The sequence below is a fragment of the Moorena producens PAL-8-15-08-1 genome, from assembly GCF_001767235.1.
Lineage (GTDB): Bacteria > Cyanobacteriota > Cyanobacteriia > Cyanobacteriales > Coleofasciculaceae > Moorena > Moorena producens_A.
Window position 1 is genome coordinate 7721796 of record NZ_CP017599.1, and the last position, 19637, is coordinate 7741432.

Annotated in this window: 18 protein-coding genes and 4 pseudogenes; 18 read left to right on the plus strand and 4 right to left on the minus strand. The window is 43.6% G+C overall.

From position 1 onward, the window contains the following. Window positions 1-4 precede the first annotated feature (4 nt). The 4 genes from BJP34_RS28310 (at window position 5) to BJP34_RS28325 (ending at window position 3933) form a co-directional block, all read left to right on the plus strand. Window positions 5-487 carry an LptA/OstA family protein gene (locus BJP34_RS28310; protein ID WP_070395222.1) on the plus strand — a complete coding sequence of 161 codons (483 nt, stop codon included), beginning with the start codon at window positions 5-7 and terminating at the stop codon, window positions 485-487. A 159-nt stretch (window positions 488-646) separates the two neighbouring features. Further along, the gene (gene lptB / locus BJP34_RS28315) at window positions 647-1375 is read left to right on the plus strand and encodes an LPS export ABC transporter ATP-binding protein (protein WP_070395223.1); all 729 of its coding nucleotides are present in this window, start codon (window positions 647-649) and stop codon (window positions 1373-1375) included. 38 nt (window positions 1376-1413) lie between these two features. After that, on the plus strand, window positions 1414-2580 hold the full coding sequence (locus tag BJP34_RS28320; RefSeq protein WP_008182489.1) for an LptF/LptG family permease: 1167 nt from the start codon (window positions 1414-1416) through the stop codon (window positions 2578-2580). A gap of 114 nt (window positions 2581-2694) precedes the next feature. Further along, a complete protein-coding gene (locus BJP34_RS28325; protein WP_070395224.1) occupies window positions 2695-3933 on the plus strand; it encodes a hypothetical protein in 1239 nt (412 codons plus the stop codon). Window positions 3934-4182: 249 nt separating this feature from the next. On the opposite strand, the gene BJP34_RS28330 is transcribed toward BJP34_RS28325, so the two are convergent. Next, the gene (locus BJP34_RS28330; RefSeq protein WP_070395225.1) at window positions 4183-5607 is read right to left on the minus strand and encodes an NADP-dependent isocitrate dehydrogenase; all 1425 of its coding nucleotides are present in this window, start codon (window positions 5605-5607) and stop codon (window positions 4183-4185) included. Window positions 5608-6288: 681 nt separating this feature from the next. On the opposite strand from BJP34_RS28330, the gene BJP34_RS28335 reads away from it, so the two are divergent. The 3 genes and pseudogenes from BJP34_RS28335 to BJP34_RS41170 all read left to right on the plus strand — a co-directional run. After that, window positions 6289-6999 (plus strand): response regulator transcription factor, encoded by a 711-nt coding sequence (locus tag BJP34_RS28335; protein ID WP_070395226.1) that lies wholly within the window; start codon window positions 6289-6291, stop codon window positions 6997-6999. 499 nt (window positions 7000-7498) lie between these two features. Beyond that, window positions 7499-8604: pseudogene (locus BJP34_RS47935) on the plus strand (IS701 family transposase); the annotation flags it as partial. A 156-nt stretch (window positions 8605-8760) separates the two neighbouring features. Then, a pseudogene (locus BJP34_RS41170) lies at window positions 8761-9195 on the plus strand (ISAs1 family transposase); the annotation flags it as partial. Window positions 9196-9346: 151 nt separating this feature from the next. Here the strand turns inward: BJP34_RS41170 and BJP34_RS44720 are convergent. After that, entirely contained in the window at window positions 9347-9496 is a 150-nt protein-coding gene (locus BJP34_RS44720) for a hypothetical protein (RefSeq protein WP_158517522.1), read from the minus strand. Between the two features lie 77 nt (window positions 9497-9573). On the opposite strand from BJP34_RS44720, the pseudogene BJP34_RS41175 reads away from it, so the two are divergent. Next, window positions 9574-9765, plus strand: a pseudogene (locus BJP34_RS41175) (ISAs1 family transposase); the annotation flags it as partial. Between the two features lie 155 nt (window positions 9766-9920). Here the strand turns inward: BJP34_RS41175 and BJP34_RS47940 are convergent. Then, entirely contained in the window at window positions 9921-10154 is a 234-nt protein-coding gene (locus tag BJP34_RS47940) for a hypothetical protein (RefSeq protein ID WP_149031230.1), read from the minus strand. Here BJP34_RS47940 and BJP34_RS28350 point away from each other — a divergent pair. From BJP34_RS28350 to BJP34_RS28385, 10 genes and pseudogenes are all read left to right on the plus strand, one after another. Further along, window positions 10153-10551, plus strand: coding sequence for an ISAs1 family transposase (locus BJP34_RS28350; protein ID WP_083305385.1), 399 nt, complete (start codon window positions 10153-10155; stop codon window positions 10549-10551). The genes BJP34_RS47940 and BJP34_RS28350 overlap by 2 nt on opposite strands. 78 nt (window positions 10552-10629) lie before the next feature. After that, complete coding sequence (locus BJP34_RS44730; RefSeq protein WP_158517524.1) at window positions 10630-10767, plus strand: hypothetical protein; 138 nt, start codon at window positions 10630-10632, stop codon at window positions 10765-10767. A 389-nt stretch (window positions 10768-11156) separates the two neighbouring features. Beyond that, a pseudogene (locus BJP34_RS37705) lies at window positions 11157-11472 on the plus strand (IS66 family transposase); the annotation flags it as partial. 415 nt (window positions 11473-11887) lie between these two features. Next, a complete protein-coding gene (locus BJP34_RS28360) occupies window positions 11888-12091 on the plus strand; it encodes a hypothetical protein (RefSeq protein ID WP_070395230.1) in 204 nt (67 codons plus the stop codon). Window positions 12092-12115: 24 nt separating this feature from the next. Further along, window positions 12116-12358: an HNH endonuclease gene (locus BJP34_RS37710; RefSeq protein WP_081431350.1), complete on the plus strand. Its 243-nt coding sequence runs from the start codon at window positions 12116-12118 to the stop codon at window positions 12356-12358. Between the two features lie 760 nt (window positions 12359-13118). After that, window positions 13119-13607: an adenylyltransferase/cytidyltransferase family protein gene (locus BJP34_RS28365; protein WP_070395231.1), complete on the plus strand. Its 489-nt coding sequence runs from the start codon at window positions 13119-13121 to the stop codon at window positions 13605-13607. Window positions 13608-14128: 521 nt separating this feature from the next. Beyond that, window positions 14129-14857 carry a GUN4 domain-containing protein gene (locus tag BJP34_RS28370; RefSeq protein ID WP_070396930.1) on the plus strand — a complete coding sequence of 243 codons (729 nt, stop codon included), beginning with the start codon at window positions 14129-14131 and terminating at the stop codon, window positions 14855-14857. Between the two features lie 198 nt (window positions 14858-15055). Beyond that, window positions 15056-16642 (plus strand): GAF domain-containing sensor histidine kinase, encoded by a 1587-nt coding sequence (locus tag BJP34_RS28375; RefSeq protein ID WP_229424065.1) that lies wholly within the window; start codon window positions 15056-15058, stop codon window positions 16640-16642. 320 nt (window positions 16643-16962) lie between these two features. Then, window positions 16963-18336 (plus strand): IctB family putative bicarbonate transporter, encoded by a 1374-nt coding sequence (locus BJP34_RS28380; RefSeq protein WP_070395233.1) that lies wholly within the window; start codon window positions 16963-16965, stop codon window positions 18334-18336. A gap of 414 nt (window positions 18337-18750) precedes the next feature. Further along, window positions 18751-18969, plus strand: coding sequence for a hypothetical protein (locus BJP34_RS28385; protein ID WP_149031232.1), 219 nt, complete (start codon window positions 18751-18753; stop codon window positions 18967-18969). Here BJP34_RS28385 and smpB read toward each other — a convergent pair. Further along, the gene (gene smpB / locus BJP34_RS28390; protein ID WP_070395235.1) at window positions 18956-19423 is read right to left on the minus strand and encodes an SsrA-binding protein SmpB; all 468 of its coding nucleotides are present in this window, start codon (window positions 19421-19423) and stop codon (window positions 18956-18958) included. The two genes, BJP34_RS28385 and smpB, sit on opposite strands and share 14 nt — an antisense overlap. Window positions 19424-19637: the final 214 nt, after the last annotated feature.

Genomic DNA, 19637 nt, shown 5'->3' on the forward strand with positions numbered 1-19637 from the left:
CAGCATGAAGTCCGACCTTAAATATACTAACCGATTAAGGCATAATCTAGGTCTAAGATTATTCTTGCCAGTTACCTTGGTAGGTGCGATCGCATTACCAACTTTCCTTAACATCCCCCAAGCACAAGCCCAAAATAAACCATCAGCTGCTGATGGAAGTGCCTTGACGGTTCGCTCTGATGTCCAGGAAGCTAACTCCAAAACTGGCGTAGTCACAGCCCGTGGCAATGTCCAAATTAACTATCCCGCTCGCCAAATACAAGCAACTGCAGCCCAAGCCCAATACTTTAGCCGTGAGCGCCGTCTGGTTCTCAATGGCAATGTTTTTGTGTTGCAGGAGGGCAATAGTATTCAGGGTGAAACCATTACCTATTTGATTGATGAAGGACGCTTTGTAGCCCTGCCTCAACAGAACCAACAGGTAGAATCAATTTACATCGTTACAGACTCCGACAGCACCACATCACCGGCTCCAGGGCTTCCCTAGCTAAATCAACCCCTACCATCAGCCATTATGGCTTAAAAACTAGATCTTAATTGATAGAATAGCCTGCAACCGCTTCTGCTCATTTCCTGGCCATTAGTTAATTACCAAGGATATAAGGATTATCGACTATTGACTAATGACCGATTAAAGGTGCTATCTGTGAAAATACTATTAGATAATATCCATAAGTCCTATGGTAGGCGCAGTGTTGTCAGTCGCGTTAATCTTTCCGTTGCCCAAGGGGAAGTTGTAGGGTTGCTTGGTCCTAATGGTGCTGGTAAAACTACAACCTTTTACATTGCCACTGGTCTAGAAAAACCCAATCTGGGTACAGTTTGGCTAGATGATCAAGATATCACTGGCATGCCGATCAATCGGCGAGCCCAGCTAGGTATTGGTTACCTGGCTCAGGAAGCGAGTATCTTCCGCCACCTTAGTGTTCGGGACAATATTCAATTAGTCTTAGAACAAACTGGTGTGCCTCGTGGTGAGTGGCGATTAAGAATGCATTACTTACTCCAAGAGTTTCGTTTGGAAAAAGTCGCCAATACCTTAGGTAATCAAGTGTCTGGAGGAGAGAGACGTCGAACAGAACTGGCAAGAGCGTTAGCTGTTGGTTCACTTGGACCGAAGTTCTTATTCTTGGATGAGCCATTTGCTGGTGTCGATCCCATTGCTGTCTCAGAGATTCAAAAAATTATGGCTCGATTACGCGATCGCCAAATGGGAATTCTGGTGACTGACCACAATGTAAGAGAAACCCTAGCGATTACTGACCGCGCCTACATTATGCGAGAAGGACAAATCCTGGCTGCCGGAAGTGCTGAAGAACTTTATGATAATCCTCTAGTACGTAAGTATTACTTAGGGACAGGGTTTCAACGATAAAAAAAGCTATTAAAAATTAATTTAGCGATTAGCACATCATGAAATTTGGTAAATCCAAGTCCATCATTGCACTAATGCCTGGGTTATCAGTGATGGATCGCTACATAGTATTTGAGCTAATCCCACCACTGCTGTTTGGTATAGGTGCTTTTTCATCACTGGGTGTAGCTATTGGAACCCTATTTGAGTTGGTTCGCAAAGTTACTGAAGCAGGATTACCACTGGGAATTGCACTTCAAGTGCTACTGTTGCAGATACCCCAGTTTATTTCCTATGCTTTACCAATGTCGATGCTCCTAGCTGCTCTGATGGCATACTCTCGCCTCAGCAGCGATAGTGAGTTGATTGCCATGCGTAGCTTTGGGGTAAGCATCTACCGACTCGTAATACCTGCTGTAGTGGTGAGTTTGCTCGTTACAAGTCTGACATTTGTATTTAATGAATTAGTGGTTCCTGCGGCTAACTACCAGTCCAAAATAACCTTAGACAAAGCGCTCAAAAAAGAAAGACCATCCTTTCAGGAAAGGAACATCTTTTATCCCGAATATCAAAAAGTCAAGCTACCCAATGGCAAAAAAGTAAACAAAATTAAGCGTTGGTTTTACGCCGAGCAATTTGATGGTAAGCAGATGAGAGGCTTGACAATTTTAGACTTTTCTCAGACCGGTCTAGAACAAATTGTTACCTCTGAGTCTGCCGTTTGGAACCCAACTGAAAATCTATGGGATTTTTTAGATGGAACCATCTATATTATATCTCCCGATGCTTCTTACCGCAATATCCTCAGATTTCAAAAACAAAAGCTACAACTTCCTAGAACACCTTTGGATTTGGCCAAAAAAAATCGTGACTATGGTGAAATGAACATTGCTCAGTCTCTAGAGCGTTTGGAGGTATTACGCCATAGTGGTAATGCTAAAAAAATCCGTAAACTTAGGATCAGAATTCAACAAAAAATATCTTTTCCCTTTGTTTGTCTAGTTTTTGGTTTAGTGGGAGCCTCCTTGGGAACTCGTCCTCAACGTACAGGTAAAGCCACCAGTTTCGGCATTAGTGTTTTAGTGATTTTTTCTTACTACTTATTAGGGTTTATAACGAATGCCCTAGGTCTAGTTAATATTTTCTCTCCTTTGATGGCAGCCTGGTTGCCTAATTTATTTGGACTAGGTGCGGGAGGATTGTTGTTATATAGGGCTGCCCGATAGATAAGCCCGATAGATAAGTAGTTATTGTTGCTAATTGTAAACCTAAATCCGTTGATTAGAGGCTAACATCAAGTTACAGCGAAGCTGAAATGTCTAACATCGTTGAAAGGTGCCATGTCTTTTCGTAATCAACCTCCTGCCTACCTTCGCTATTGGAAAGCTCAACTACAACCTTTGGGACGACCAGCATTTTGGGGAGCAGCTGTCTTGTTATCCCTAATGTTGTGGTTTCTCCGGGAATACTGGAACCGTCCAGAATTGCTAAGGGCAATTGGGATCAATCAAGTGGCTGAAATTGATACTCCCAGCGTTGAACCAACCCTGTCTTCTGAAGATGATGAACTAGCGGCAAGGTTGGCTGATATTGATAATTCTGCCTTGCTATTAGCAGAGCTCGAAACCCTAAGTGCTATATCAGTACCACCACAGCAAACCAAGAAAGGCAAAAAGTCTAAAACCAAAAATTCAGAAGGGTTATTTACTCAAGTTATTCAGCAGACAAAAGCTAACTCCCAAGCAAAATCACCTTTACTAACCCCAAACGTCCAAGCTCAGCAGTCCTCAAAAGCCAGACATCCGTTTGTTACATCTACAAACTTTAATGTCCCTCCCGTTCCTGGGAGTGGCTTACTGACCAATCCTAACTCTGTTAATCAGAGATCTTTATCCTCAAGCACACTGAACCAGACTAATTCTGTCTTCGGGTTGGGTTCCCTCAATTCCCTCTACACTAACCCAGCAGAGTTACCAGTCAGCCCTTTACAGGAAGCCTTGAATAGGCTTAATGCTGCTAAGTTTGCTACCACTAATAGCAAACCTCAACTACCTGCTAACATCTTGCCTTCAAATATCTCCTATCCAAACAGGGGAGTTCTCGAACAACAGAACTCAAGAACTCAGGACATTAAAGCTAGGGGGGGAATACCGTTGAGGCCAACTGGGAATCAAGCATTACCGACTCCCCCCTATCCAGGACAAATTACCTATCCTGGGGTAACAACACCAGGTGTAACCGGCAACAGGACTTTCTCGACCACACCCACAACAGCTCCAAATCCCGTACAAATTAATTATCCTGGAGTCAATCTACCTCGAACAAGGAACGATAGAACTTTTTCGACAACACCTACAGTTTCTATCAATTCCAACACCTACTCTAGTAGATTCCGGCAAACTACCGGTGTACCAACGGCAGCACCTCTTACACCAGTAGCACCGCAAGGCACGAGTAAATTGGGGCAATTTTCTACCCAGTCTACTAGTCAAAATCAGTTTTTCAATCAGCCTCAGTTAAAGTCTAGGCTTGAACCAAGTCAGCTGAGGCGACCTAAAATTATCATTCCCAATCGTTGACACTCCCCGGTCTCCCATACAGGGAGATTCTCCCTTCATAGATCTTGGTTAATCGACTCGCCCTAACCTGACAGGTTCACACCAACCAAGGGCTTAGGGCAAATCTTCCCAAGGATTGTCCTTAAATGTATACTTGCACGTTCGGGTGATCGACCCAGTTTCTGGCATAGCATGCCGTAACAAGTTTGCTAAAAACCTCTGTTGATCGGGTTACAAACTTAAGGGTTACCAACTTAAGACACTCAAGGGTCAACTAAAATATTTAATGATTGCCTCACCAAACTCAGAACACTTCAACGGAGGTTCTACGGGTGGAGTCATCATCCGGGCTAGGTCATAAGTAACTTCCCGGTTAGCGATCGCATCTGATATCCCCTTCTTAATTAAATCAGCAGCTTCTTGCCAACCCATATACTCTAGCATCATCACTCCTGATAAAATCACAGAGCCTGGATTTACCCGGTCTAGACCCGCATGTTTGGGAGCTGTGCCATGGGTGGCTTCAAAAATCGCACAGGTGTCACCAATATTCGCACCTGGACCCATACCTAATCCACCGACCACAGCAGCAGCGGCATCGGATAGATAATCACCATTGAGATTCATTGTGGCCAGAATAGAGTATTCCGCTGGTCGAGTCTGGATTTGTTGGAAAATGCTGTCCGTAATCCGGTCATTGACCATCACCTTATCTTGCCATTGACCTTGCCCATGGGTGTCCCAGATGGAATTAAGCACATTTTCCACTTCCTGGATCACTTTCGCCTGTTTTTCTGGGGTCAAGGCATCATAACCCGGTTCAATGGCGCGAGCATTATCTTCCAGGGTAATGTCAGGATTTTGCTCTTTGTTGCTGAGAATCCAAGATTCCCGCTCAGTTACACATTCTGCTCGAAACTCTGTGGTTGCTAGTTCATAACCCCAGTCCCGGAACGCGCCTTCGGTGTACTTCATAATATTCCCCTTATGTACCAAAGTTATCATCTGCTTAGGTTTAGGTAGCCTGAGGGCATGTTGGATGGCTCGGCGCACTAAACGCTGGGAGCGAGTTTTACTGATAGGTTTAATGCCAATACCAGCATCTAAGGGAATCTGTTTTTTGCCATGTTCTGGAGTCGCTGGGATTAGATCCTCATTGAGTAAAGTAATCAATTTTTCAGCAACTTCGCTTCCTTTGGGCCATTCAATACCCAAGTAGATATCTTCTGTATTCTCCCGATAGACAATCACATCCAGTTTCTCTGGAGTTTTGTGGGGAGAGGGGGTTCCTGGGTAGTATTTACAGGGACGCACACAGGCATAGAGGTCATTAATTTGCCGCAGGGCTACATTTAGAGAGCGTATACCACCACCCACGGGAGTTGTCAAGGGTCCTTTGATAGCAATGCCGTATTCTTTGATGGCATTGAGGGTGTCTTGGGGTAAATACTGATAAGTACCATACTTTTCGCAAGCTTCGTCACCCGCGTAGATTTTAAACCAGCTGATGCTTCGATCGGCACCATAGGCGTATTGGACTGCTGAATCAATTACCTTCTGGGCAGCTGGCCAGATATCGACACCAGTACCATCTCCGCGAATAAACGGAATAATTGGGTTGTCAGGAACAATGGGTTGACCATCCTTGTAGGTAATGGCAGAACCAGTCTGGCAAGGGGAGATTTTATCGTACATAAAGTAGTTTCAATGAATGTCAGATGGAAGTTGGCAATAGACCTATTGTCAGAAAACTACCAGATCTCCTGCACTGGGCTTGAGACATTAAGCTTTTTTGCTGATCAACCCCAGGTAGATGGTAGTTGAGGTAAAGTCTATCCATAGGGGGATGGCAAAAAATCTACCCTAGTTAATCTTCTCATTAAGATTATTACTACTTGACAGGGCAAGAGTCGCAGAAAGAGCAGGTAGTTGTTGATCTTTCTTCCCGAAAATTCCCATTTCTGGGTATTAGCATGAGTGAACGTAGTTCAAGTTCAAAGCTTTGATGAAGTTATTACACCATGGCTCAACTGTTTGAAATCAGCCTTTATGCTGAAATAGGGGTTCTATAGCTTAAGTTCTCCTGTAATAGGAAGGTGTTCAACTGTTTTACAACAGTCAGCCAAGGCTGCTTTGTGCAGCGCCATCGCTCCTAAAAAATTGCTTGGGTGATGTGTCAATAGTTAGGGCTTCAACACCGAAACTTACAGTGTTATTAGCATAGATGCTGCCTATGGTCAACCGAATTCCGTTCAAAAGATATGGTGTATTGTTTGTCTCAGTGGGCCTTTTATAGACTTCCAGCCAGATGGCAGCAGCATCAATTCATGACCAGTTGGCAGGAGTGTTTTTAGAAAAGGTGGCTCCAGAAAGAATATGAAAAAGATTTTAGTTGTTGACGATGATAAAACCCTGCTAACTCTTTTGAAGCGCTACCTGGAACATCGGGGATACCAGGTAGAACAAGTGTGTTCGGGAACTGAAGCCTTGGAAGCTTGTCTCAAAAATCCACCTGATTTGGTAGTTTCTGATGTACTTATGCCGGAAATGGATGGTCTAGAGTTTTGCCGTCGTCTGAGAAACATTCCCAATGGTAGGCTGATGCCATTTATTTTTTTGTCTAGCAAAGCAGAATTAGAAGACCGTATTAATGGTCATTCTATGGGAGCAGATGATTATTTAACTAAACCAGTTGCGCCTAGAGAACTAGAGGCAAAAATCGAAGCACTGCTAGAGCGCTCGCACCGTATCCATGCTGAAATTGTTCGGTTGATGCAGCAAGCTACTGCTATAGCTCCTGGCCATCTAGCTAACCCATTATCAACACCAACAGCTGTTGATAATTCTAAGACTTTTGCTCCGGTAGGGGCAAAACCTCAACCTCTACCCTTGACACCAGCAGAAGAACGAGTATTTTGGCAAGTTATTCAGGGGTTAACCAACAAAGAAATAAGCGATCGCCTATTTATCAGCCCTCGTACTGTTCAGACTCACCTCAGTAGCATACTCCATAAGTTGAAACTACATAATCGTAGCCAATTGGTGCGCTTTGCCTATGAGCAGGGATACAAAAGGCCTAAGGAGTAGACATGGGGCAAAATCGGGTTTATTGGTCAATCTTCGATGTATTTATACTTCCAACAGACATCAACTGAGCTTTTATTCTACTATCAGCTATCACCCATCAGCCAATTTTATGACTGCTTACTGACGACAAGCTAACCCCTTAAGCTATAAGGTATCAACTTTCAACTTCTTCCGCAATCAGTCTTCGGTCTACCCAGCAAGTCTCATTTTGGGAAATAGGTGTTCAAATTGGCAAAATTCCTGTACTGTATTATATCTCTTGCAAAAGTCTTTTTTTGATAGTGTTTGCGTCAATAGTATACCTCTTGCAAAAGTCTTTCGTGGTATGATATAAAGCTTAGTGATTTTTGATTTAGTCTACGCTTAAGACTAACCAATTTGCTTTGTACTCTCTTTGTATATAAGCCTAGTGGGACTAAGCGCGATAATCAGGGACAGAAATAGTGCTAATATATATAGGATAACCTTTTTAGGTTAGTCGGTTGTCCCAATCAATCCAATGAGAGAAACAATTTCGACAGCCATGCCTCCTTGCTTTGAGAGATGGTGTCAGTGTTTTGACGATGTCTTCCACAATAAAGCCCAGAGAAAAGAGTTTAGACACTATCTGGGAGGATTATTGGGAGAAAGTGAAAGGAAAAACCTATCTCAGCTCGCTATGAATGCCGTAGATGTGTCTTACCAAAGCTTACGGCATTTTACCGTTCGGGCTTCCTGGTGTGAACAGGACATCAACGAACGCCGGTTGCAGGTGATGAATAGCTGTCGTCAGACGAAAATTTCCCGTGGTTTCTCTTTGATTGTAGACTTAGCGTGGACATAGAAAGAGTGGGAATTTCACCGATGGTGTGGGAAGGCAATATATCGGAGAGATTGGCAAAGTAGATAACGGCATAGTGGTGGTAACAACCCATCTGTATGATGGTCGAAAAAGCCTGCCGTTGGATATTGAGTTATATGAGCACGAGAATTCTTTACCCTCAGGAATATTGACCCCTCATTTCTCAAAAAACCAGAGCGGGCATTAAAGTTAATTGAACGGACGTTAAGTCGAGGCTATCATCCGGGAATTGTCCTAATTGATGCCGGTTATGGAAATAATACATCTTTCCTTAATGAACTAGAAAATCGAAAATTCAAGTATTTAGGAGGAATCGCCAAAAATCCGCCTTTGGCGCACGCTACGCGAACGAAAAGTTACTGTCACCCGAGCCCAGGAATCTGTGGAAACTTATCGAGTGGATAAGTTAGCCGAAAGCTTACCCAAAGAGGCTTTCACCGAAGTCAAACTCAATCTCAATAAGTCAAAAGCCCTGTGGGTGGCAACAATGGAAGTTAAAATTTCCCGCTTGAGTGGAAAACGAAGTCTGGCCATCGTCATGAATCAACCGACTTAAGCGTGAAGCCACAGAGATTGACTATTTTTTGACAAATGTTGAAGCGGATGTGGTGACTGCAGAATGGGTGGTGAAGACTTACGCTCAAAGAAATTGGGTGGAAGTCTTTTATCGGGAGCAAGCGGGATGGTTGGGACTCAAAGAATATCAAGTCAGGCACAAACGTAGCCTGATGAGACATTTCATCTTGGTGATGTGTGCCTATACTTTAAACCCAGGGCAAACGCATCTAAATTAGATTGACAAATAAGTAAAAATGTGCTAGTCACAACCCAGGTTAAGTTGAGCACCAAATATGAGATAATGACTTCATGACTAATTTTTAAGAACTGGTTGGCGTGTCTGACAAATGAAAAATGGTTTTATGCCCCCTTTAAAACCACAAAAAAAAGATTACACTAGGAATAAGACTAACTTCTTAAAACCTCTTTTTTTAAACCATTTTGGAACCTTGACTGACCCAAGAATAGACAGAAGTAAACAGCATTTATTAATAGATATTATAGCGATTGCTATTTTAGCTGTCATCAGTGGAGCGGACGGATGGGTTGGGATTGAAACTTATGGTCAAGCTAAATATGAATGGTTATCCGAATTTCTCGATTTACCAAATGGAATTCCATCTCATGATACATTTAGTCGAGTTTTTGCTAGACTAAATCCCGAAGAATTTCAACAAGGTTTTTTAAATTGGGTTAATTCGATCACGAAAAAATTAGGAGTAGAAGTCATAGCAATAGATGGCAAAACTCTCAAACAATCTTATGACAGAAATCAAAAGCAAAAAGCTTTACATATAGCGATGCAGCGCGGTCTTGGGGAGGCAGTGCGGTCTTGGGGAGGCAGCGCGGTCTTGGGGGTTTCCCCCATGAGCGACTGCCGTGGTTCCCCCGGAGACGAAACCTTAGATAGTGGAGCCTTTATAGTTAGCAGGTTATGCAGAAAAGGGTTCAATATTTGTTAATAGCGATGTAGCGCGGTCTTGGGGAGGCAGCGCGGTCTTGGGGAGGCAGCGCGGTCTTGGGGGTCTCCCCCATGAGCGACTGCCGTGGTTCCCCCCATGAGCGACTGCCGTGGTTTCCCCCACTCGCGCTTTGCATGGCTGACAAGGCTCCACTATCTTACGGTAACTTCAAACCATGAGCAACTGCCGTGGTTTCCCCCACTCGCGCTTTGCATCAAGACAGTGAGTGCATGGTCTGACTCTCACCAATTAGTCTTAGGACAACATAAAGTTAAGGATAAATCCAATGAAATTACCGCTATCCCTCAATTACTAGAAATGCTATCAATTGAGGGAAGCATAATTACTATCGATGCAATGGGGTGTCAAAAAGATATTACCTCCCTAATTATTAATAAAAAAGCGATGCAGCGCGGTCTTGGGGAGGCAGTGCGGTCTTGGGGAGGCAGCGCGGTCTTGGGGGTTTCCCCCATGAGCGACTGCCGTGGTTCCCCCCGGAGACGAAACCTGATTACGTTGAGCCTTTATGGTTGGTCGGCTATGCAGAAAAGGGGTAAAACTTATTGATTAGCGTGATTTGCGCGGTCTTGGGGAGGCAGCGCGGTCTTGGGGAGGCAGCGCGGTCTTGGGGGTCTCCCCCATGAGCGACTGCCGTGGTTCCCCCCATGAGCGACTGCCGTGGTTTCCCCCACTCGCGCTTTGCATGGCTGACAAGGCTCAACTGTCTTACGGTAACTTGGCCGTAGGCCACGCTTGGCCGTAGGCCACGCCAAAGGCGAACGCGAACAAACCATGAGCAACTGCCGTGGTTTCCCCCATGAGCGACTGCATCAAGAAGCTGATTATATTTTGGCTCTAAAAGCTAATCAAAAAAATCTTTATGAAGAAGTCAAAAATTGGTTTGATTTAGCGATGAAGTCTGACTTTGTCGGAAAAGACTATAGTTATTATCAAGAAATAGAAAGTGGGCATAATCGAATTGAAAAAAGAGAAGTATGGACGGTGAATGTGTCTAGTTTCACCTGTCTTCATAACCAATCACTATGGACAGGTTTAACCACAATTGTGATGGTTAGAAGTGAGCGACGTTTGTGGAATAAAACAACCACTGAAGTTCGTTTTTACATAAGTAGTTTGGAAAATAATGCTGATAAAATTGCTAAAGCTATCCGCAGTCATTGGGGGATTTAAAACAGCTTACATTGGATATTATATGTCACATTTTATGAAGATAGTAGTCGTATTCGCAAGGATAATTCTCCTAAAAACTTGGCTTTACTACGTCGTTTAGCTTTAAATCTAATGAAACAAGAAGCCAGCTTTAAAGGAACTTTAAAGATGAAACGCTATCGAGGGGCTATGGACAATAACTATTTAGTCAAAATTTTAGCATCTGCCAGTAAATAACTAGGGACTTGTTAGTCAAGTTTTCTCCAAGAGAATAAGCCGAATATCCACCCAAATTTATGAGTTAACATTTCGGTAACTAAGGGAGGACGCGGTCAAAAATTTTTAGTCAGCTCCAATCGCTTGATTGTTACTAGTTAAAATGAGAAATATAGATTTTTTAAAACTTACTTAAGTTAGATGCGTTTACCCTGAAATAACTAGGGACTTGTTAGTCAAGTTTTCTCCAAGAGAATAAGCCGAATATCCACCCAAATTTATGAGTTAACATTTCGGTAACTAAGGGAGGACGCGGTCAAAAATTTTTAGTCAGCTCCAATCGCTTGATTGTTACTAGTTAAAATGAGAAATATAGATTTTTTAAAACTTACTTAAGTTAGATGCGTTTACCCTGGAAGGGATGGCCATCAGACGCATAACGCTTGGCTAATCGACGCTTAGCGACATTGGCACGAGTGGTTCACGGCAAGTGAGTTACCCAGAAGTTAAACCGGATAACAATGATGCCGAAAGAGCTTTGCGGCCTATTGTGGTTCATCGAAAAGTCAGTGGTGGGGCGCTTAAGTGATTGGGGAGCGCAGTTAGTAGCCCAGATGTTTAGTTTTTTGGAGACGATGCGGTTGCAGGGGAATAACCTGATATTGGCTTTATGTGAACTATTATCCGGCTTCTGGTCGAAGTCCTCCTGGATTAAAGATTTCCTAGAATCAAATCCCGACCCCACACTGAAAAAACTGAAGACCTTGAACATAGAGCAGACCTCATTAGTTCTGCTCGACTTACTACATCTTTACAAATTCAACAAATTGAAGTCACGGGAGTTGTCGCGCTCCTGGATGTGGTTTCTGGCGCTATCAAGCACGGGGAAAAGACCGAACTTATTGGTGTGAAAAGTTCTAAGTGAATGGGTTTTGAAGTTCTTTAGTGTTCGCGTATTTAATACGCGAACAAATAATTCCCTGTTTCTGAGATCTTGCAGTATTAGTCCTACTCACAACTCTCTTAAAAATTGCTCTGACTTCACTGTTTTTCAACAAGACTTCTCTATTGCATTGAGCAGTTACAATCAAAAACCTGGGTAAACAATAAATATTGGGGAACCATCGGAAAAAACAACTGGATGTTCAAAACAAAAGAGGGAAATTATCTTCCCAAACATGCCAAAACGAAAATCGTGAGGCATACAAAAATCAAAGATACCAGAAGTCCCTATGATGGAAACCTAATCTATTGGAGCACTAGAATGAGAAAGCATCCCGAGATGACCACTCAGAAGGGAAAGCTTTTAGAACGGCAAGAAGGGTTTGAAGTTACCGTAAGATAGTGGAGCCTTTATAGTTGGTAGGTTATGCGTAAAAGGTTGAAGTCTGTTGTAGTAAGGCTCCACTATCTAAGGTTTCGTTTCCGGAAATGCGCTGATTGTGGTCTTACTTTCAAGGATGGAGATTTATTGGAAATACATCATATATTACCGCGCGCTAATGGTGGAAGCAACAAGGATGAAAATCTGGAATTATTACACCTACATTGCCACGATGCCAAACACGGAACTAAAGTTAACCCCAACGAGTTAGATGAGAATCCGTTTTAGAGGTACCACTGTCAAGGATAAGTCCTATGATGAGGAGCGGTATGATGCGTGCATTGTCACGTACGGTTCTGAAGACAAGTCAGTGGGGTGACTCACTGACTTAGTTTAATCACAATACTGCGATTCGGCGTTCGCGTTCGCGCAGCGTCGCCTGGGAGCGAAAGCGTGGCCTTCGGCCTCAGCCGACACTACGCGAACAATATCCTAAAGAGAGCTTTGAGTACGGTGGGGTTTGAAGTTACCGTAAGTAGAGGGTCGCCTTTACAGGGGACTGGCTATGAGAAAAAGGGTCAAAACTTATTAACTAAGGCGACCCTCTACTAAGGTTTCGTTTCCGGCACACCGGAACTTGGATTGACCGTAGGTCACACTACGCGAACGTCGATCCGAACGCTCGGGGAGAGGCGGCCTCTACTCTTCTTGGCTCTGGCCTGGAAGAGCCACGCTGCCTCGTTGAACCAAGAATCCCCGCGCCTTTAGGCCGGGGAGTGTCAAATCGCCTGTATGTATAATAGTATTGGTAAGTAAACTGCCCTAGTGAGTAAAAGCCAAGACTTACCTGGTAGCAGAGCTTATAAAATCTGTCAAAACCCCTGACTCTCCTGGTAAAAAATCCAATCAATATGGTAGACGGCAAAGTAGAAATCAGCTCCTTCGGGGCGAGGGAAGTAGCCTTGGTAGTAGACAAACCTACTACCGGAGTAAGTCCTTTTAACTCAGGATTGTCTGCCTGACGCACTCAGAACTATTTTCAAGTGAGATGACTGGAATCTACACTGCCGATGAATTACAACAGCTGATGACCCAGGAGTCAGAGCGATGGCGACCTCTGGTATTTACTAATGGCTGTTTTGATATACTACACATTGGTCATGTGCGTTACTTAAAGATTGCCAAATCCTTGGGTTCAGCTCTAGTGGTCGGGCTAAATAGTGATCAATCAGTAAACCGCATTAAACCATCACAGCCAGGATATCCTTCCCGACCACTGGTTCCTGAAATACAGAGGGCAGAGATTCTGGCAACTCTCAAACCCGTAGATGGGGTAGTGATTTTTGCTGAAACCACAGCTAATCGTTTAATTGAAGCACTGCAACCAGAGGTGTACGTTAAAGGGGGTGACTACACTTTATCCACTTTACCAGAAGCCCAAATTGTTCAATCCTACGGGGGGCGGATTGAGTTAGTCCAGGTTGAATTTCCTACCTCCACTACTCAAATCATTAACCGCATTCTTCAGGCTCGATAAGCACGTGAGAATAGAGAATGGTTAAAATTTGGTAAATTGTTGTGGGTGTAAATTGATTCTTTGTCAATTTTGGAAAAAACTTTTCATACCCTCGGGTGTTCTCTCTTCCTAGCTGGTGTCTCCCTATATACAGTATAGGCACGCTACATTAGGCATGATAGCAGGCTTACATTAGGTACTAAGCACCCTTACACACTTAACTATTAACCATTAACCATTAACCATTAACCATTAAACCAACACCTAACCCCCAACCCCTAACAATTAACCTGCAAGTTAATTGTTCAAGCAGCGATTAGAGTGAAGCACCGAAGCGAGACAATTGACGGACTACGATCGCACTAATTGTGGCACAAGTTGTTCATCGTAAAAGGTTTAAGGTTAGACAATTATAAGCTTGAAGGTTGTATACAAGCGGTTCCTTGCCGTAGTCTAGGTTAAAAGCATGAACTTGCTTGACTCTCGACTTTAAAACCTATCACATTCAATCTTCTTGAGTGCAACCTCAAACCCTACCCTTCATGAGCGATCAAACGGCCCGGTTACCAGCAGAAGTCTCTAACACAGTTGCCGAACTCCAGCGCCAGCTAAAGTCTAGTTCTGAAAAAAAACAACAGGCTTTGATTCAGGAACTTGCCAACACTGGCACTGCCGGGTTAGACGTGTTAATGGAATTTTTACAGGAGCAACATGCCAACCCGACTATCCTCAGTGCTGGTTTTGCCTATCAAGCCCTCCATCAAGCCAATATGCCCAAAACCAATGAATTTTTGCAAACCTATTTTCCTACTGGGGTTGTACCCCTACGTTCTGAAGCAGGCATTGATTACACACCCGTGCAACAGCTGTTAGTTAAACAAGATTTTCTCGCAGCTGACCGTCTTACTCTCGAAAAACTCTGTGAGTTAGCAGGAGCTGCTGCTCTACAGAGAAGATGGCTGTATTTTTCCGAAGTAGACAATTTCCCGATTACAGATTTGCAAACTATTGATATCTTGTGGGTTATTCACTCTCAAGGCAAATTTGGATTTTCTGTGCAGCGGGAGCTTTGGTTGTCTTTGGGCAAGAACTGGGAAAAACTTTGGCCAAAAATTGGTTGGAAAACTGGCAATCGCTGGACCCGATATCCCCATGAGTTTATCTGGGATCTCAGTGCACCAAAAGGTCATTTGCCTCTTTCCAATCAGCTCAGAGGTGTTCGGGTATTTTCCTCTTTGCTTTCTCATCCAGCTTGGTCTACTCGGATATGACTGCCATAAGCGGTCAGGAAGGAAAAAAACACAAAAATGCTTCTGATACCAAAAAAAATGGCATGATTTAAGCATTTATTTTCCTGAGAATTTGTTGACTTCACTACTCTATCTGGGAACCTTAAGTGTTGTGGGTAGTACTACAGTAGCCAGTGGACTGTGGTGCTACCAAAGGTAACCATGGGGAATGGGTTGGTTATGGCAAAAGAAAATCAACTTTTTTGTACTCTGGATGGTTTGACTCCTAAAGAACGGGAAAAAAAACGACTGAAAACTCTTCGGGATTTAGGTCTACTCGAAGCAGAAACAGTACCAGTTTTTGACGAGGCAACTCAGACTACTGCCAGATTTTTAGATGTGCCTATCTGCATTTTGGGCTTTATGGTACAAACGCAACAGCACATCAAATCAGCTGTGGGATTATCTAGAATCGGGCTAATGAATCGAGTGGCACAGTCCCGTCAGTTGCCCCGTAGTGAATGCTTTTGTAGCTATGTAGTAGATAGTCATCAAATGTTGGCGATTAATGATACAGTCGCCAACCCTGTCTTTGCTAGTAGTGTACTGGTTCACCACTACGGTATCCGTTCTTACTTAGGTGCACCCCTGTTAACTGCTGACGGAGAATGTTTAGGTACCCTAGCCGTTATGGATTTAGTACCTCGCAATTTTACCACCAAAGATTATGAGTTTTTGGCAATTACCGCTCGCTGGAGTCTCAGTGAATTTGAGCGGAATCATTTTTTGAAAAAAGAGCGTGACCGCTTTGTTAACTGGCTACCTAACTCTTCCAGAGAGGCTCAGCACTCTCTGGAAGTGGAGTCTGATCGGGAAATTTATAGCCCTAAGAATATCTGTCTAGATGGAATAACTGGTTTTAACTCAGTTCACACCATTAAGTACAAATTACTAACTCAGCTGACACAGGAATTGCGCACACCTCTAACATCAATTATGGGAATGGCTAGTGTATTAAGTCGCCAAGTTTATGGGTCTTTGACTGATAAACAAAAAGAATATCTAGAAATTGTTTATTGCAGTGGTCGTCAGCTGGTCTTGATGGTTGATGAAATTCTTTGCTTGGGGATTTTTGAGGAAAACAGCGAACAACTAAATTTAACTGCTGTAGATATTGAAATGCTCTGTCAACAAGCAATTAACAATTTAGCACAGATAGCCCAGCAACATCGACAAAAGTTGCATTTATCTGTAGAGCCAGGGAATCGCATCTGGTTTCTGGATAAAGAAAAGGTCAGACAAATGCTATATTACCTCATATTCAGTGTGATTTACTCGGCTGAAGCAGGGGGTGAAATACGCATCCATGTCTCTCGAAAAACTGATTTGGACAGGGCTAATGTCGTGTCTTTGAAAATCGCGGTTTGGGTTTCTCACCCCTGGCTCGGAGATGGTCTACCTCAGATGTACGGACAAATTTCTGAGTTACCGTTACAATCTCCCTCAGCAGCAGCAGCAGTTGCTAATGCTTTAGAAACCCCATTCATCAATGAACGACTGGGAATAAGTGAACTACCTTCGAGTTCTAACTTCCTCTGTGACAATCAGTTTTTATCCAGTTCTTTTGACCCAGAAAGCACTAGTTGGAGTTCTGAATCGGAAAAAATACCTCAGAATAGTGAATCTCGTGAAAGTTTAGGGCTATTACTAAGCTGCCATTTAGCTAAACGCCATAGAGGAAAAATTTCTGTTCAAGGTTTGCCAGAGTTAGGGTATCGCTACGTGATTACTTTACCTAAATTAGAGTCTCCTGATCAAAACTGTTAAACCACTGTTCCGATTCATTGACTCATATGTTAAACTAATCTGGGCAACGGTGGTGTCAAGGTGATCTAGCCATCAGACCTAGACCGTATTTCTCAAAAAAACTCATAAATAGAAGACTAAGGGCTGATAAGTGTTGCTGAGTTAATAAATTATTTAACTTTGCTTAGTCTTTCTGAAGTGGTCGATAGCAAAAGTGCTAAAGACCCCCTGAGAACACCAGCTTTTCGGGAAGCGTCGAACAGTTTTTTAGTATTTAGTGAATGAATCCTGATCTATAATCTTTGATTATAGATGGGGTGGGTTCAAATAAAAAATAGACAATGAATTCAGCTTGGGAACAGTTTACTCTATCAAATTTACAGCTGTATCGGTGGCGAGCCACTAGCTATTTGTATCGCCTAGTGGGACTCCTAGATGCTTGGCGTCAGAGTAGCTTGCTCCTACAGTGGTCTGACCCAATAGGAGCGATGATAGTTGCTCTGGTGTTCGGTTTAGCTCCTTTTGTCTCCAATGCTCTAGTAGGCATCTTGTTAATTGCAAGTGCAGGGTTCTGGGTATTGCTAACCTTATCCGATGATATAGGAAAGCCGAAGGTAAGCCCCATTCATCTGTTAGTTTTTTTGTACTGGAGTGTTGCCACTATAGCCACCGCACTCTCTCCGGTGAAAGGGGCTGCCTCTAGTGGTTTGGTGAAATTAACCCTTTATTTGTTGTTTTTTGCCCTGATCGCAAGGGTATTGCGTTCCGGTCCGCTTCGTAGCTGGATTATTACCCTGTTTCTCCATATCTCACTAATTGTCAGTATTTACGGCTTGCGGCAGTGGTTTTTTGGGGCTGAAGCATTAGCTACCTGGGTAGACCCGACTTCAGCAGCAGCAAAACTGACACGGGTCTATAGTTATCTGGGCAACCCGAATTTACTAGCTGGTTATCTGATCCCAGCAGTATCATTGAGTTTGGCAGCAGTATTTGTCTGGCAGGGTTTGCTCCCCAAAGCCTTAGCACTGACGATGGTGGTCGTGAATTCAGTTTGTCTAGTGCTAACCTTTAGTCGGGGTGGATGGATTGGTTTTGTTGTTTGTATTTTCGTCTTCTTGATCCTGCTGGTGTATTGGTACAGTGTGCAGTTACCCCCTAAATTACGCCCTTGGGCAATGCCAGCCTTATTAAGCAGTTGTGCTGGGGTGATGCTTCTCGCAGTCATGTTTGTTCCAGCTATACGCGATCGCATTGGTAGTATTTTTGTTGGTCGGGAAGATAGTAGTAACAACTTCCGCATGAATGTTTGGTCTGCTGTGGTGGACATGATTCGTGACCGACCCATCATTGGCATTGGTCCAGGTAACAACGCCTTCAACAAAATCTATCCCCTTTTCCAACGCCCGAAATATACCGCCCTCAGTGCCTATTCCATTTTCCTAGAAACTGCCGTAGAAATGGGTTTGATCGGGATGTTATGTTTCCTTTGGTTGCTGATAATCACCTTCAACCAAGGTATGCAACAACTGAGTCGTCTGAGAAATTTAGGTAATCGTCAGGGATTTTGGCTGATGGGAGCCATTGCTACCATGTCAGGAATGCTCGCCCATGGTCTGGTAGATACCGTTTGGTACCGTCCTCAAGTGCAGACCTTATGGTGGCTAGTCGTTGCCATTATTGCCAGTTTCTATGTCAATCCGAATTCTGACCCGTAAAAAGTTTAGCTGTCCGGCAAAATTCATCCCACACCTATGCTGCGCATAGGTGTGGGATGAATTTTGCACAGAGTATGTATGGAATTGCTATAATATATGTACTGATAAACAAAGCCTAAAATGCTGGTTTGTCAGCTATTTAACTAGCAAAAAAATAGAATTTTTGTATTGTTCCGGCGCGGAGGGGCATCCCGGAGACGAAACCTTAGAAGAGTGGAGCCTTAATCATAAAGTTTTAACCCTTTACCCATAGCCGACTAACCATAAAGGCTCCACTCTTCTTGCGGTAACTTCTGACCGTGTCGTTAATAAAGCAAGCCTACGTATCCGTTCGCGCAGCGTCGGCGAAAGCCGATACCGTTGGGTGGAGTTGGCAAGAAGCCCAAACTGACCTTACAGGTTCAGTTTGGGAGTATGTCACAATTTGCAGGTTGCTTTGGAGGTTGGAGGTTACAAGTTACCAAGTTACAGGTTGCTAGTTTTGTACTAAACAAACAACCTTGGCCTATTGGCCACGCTACGCGAACAACCCACCAACCTTGGCCTATTGGCCACGCTACGCGAACAACTCACCAACCTACCAACCTACCCTTCACCGAAGCCCTTTGGCGAACAACCTTCAATAACGTTTGAGAGCCCTTGCCATATCTCGCTGATCCTGACGCCTCTTGATCGTCTCGCGCTTATCATGGAGCTTTTTCCCTCTGCCCAAACCAATGCTGACTTTAACTAAGCCGCGCTTCAAATAAATCTTTAAGGGGACAAGGGTTAAACCTTGCTGTTCTAATTTACCGGTAAGCTTATTAATTTCCTTACGGTGCAGCAGTAGTTTTCGGTTGCGACGGGGGTCATGATTAAAATATTCGTTGATATTTTGGTACGGAGAGATATGGACATTGAGCAGCCACGCTTCCCCACCACGAATCAACCCATAGCCATCCCGCAAGTTGACCTTGCCAACTCGGATAGACTTGACCTCCGTTCCCTTTAACTCAATCCCGGCCTCGTAAGTCTCTAAAATTTCGTAGCGGAAACGAGCTTGTCGATTATCACTAATAAGTTTATAACTTTCACCTTTATCACTCATAGTCTTGCCACTCCCACAAGCTTGCAGTTATATAACTGTAGCGCCTGAGGTTAGAACTGGCGACAACGCGAAACTATTAACTTTTATGAAGATATTGAGATTTACCTACAAAACGGTTACAATAGATACAAAAATCACAAATCGTTCATCTGTTCATGACTTGAGCATGGGTGATCAAGTTTCATGGAGAGACGGAAGTAAGGATATATCCTGA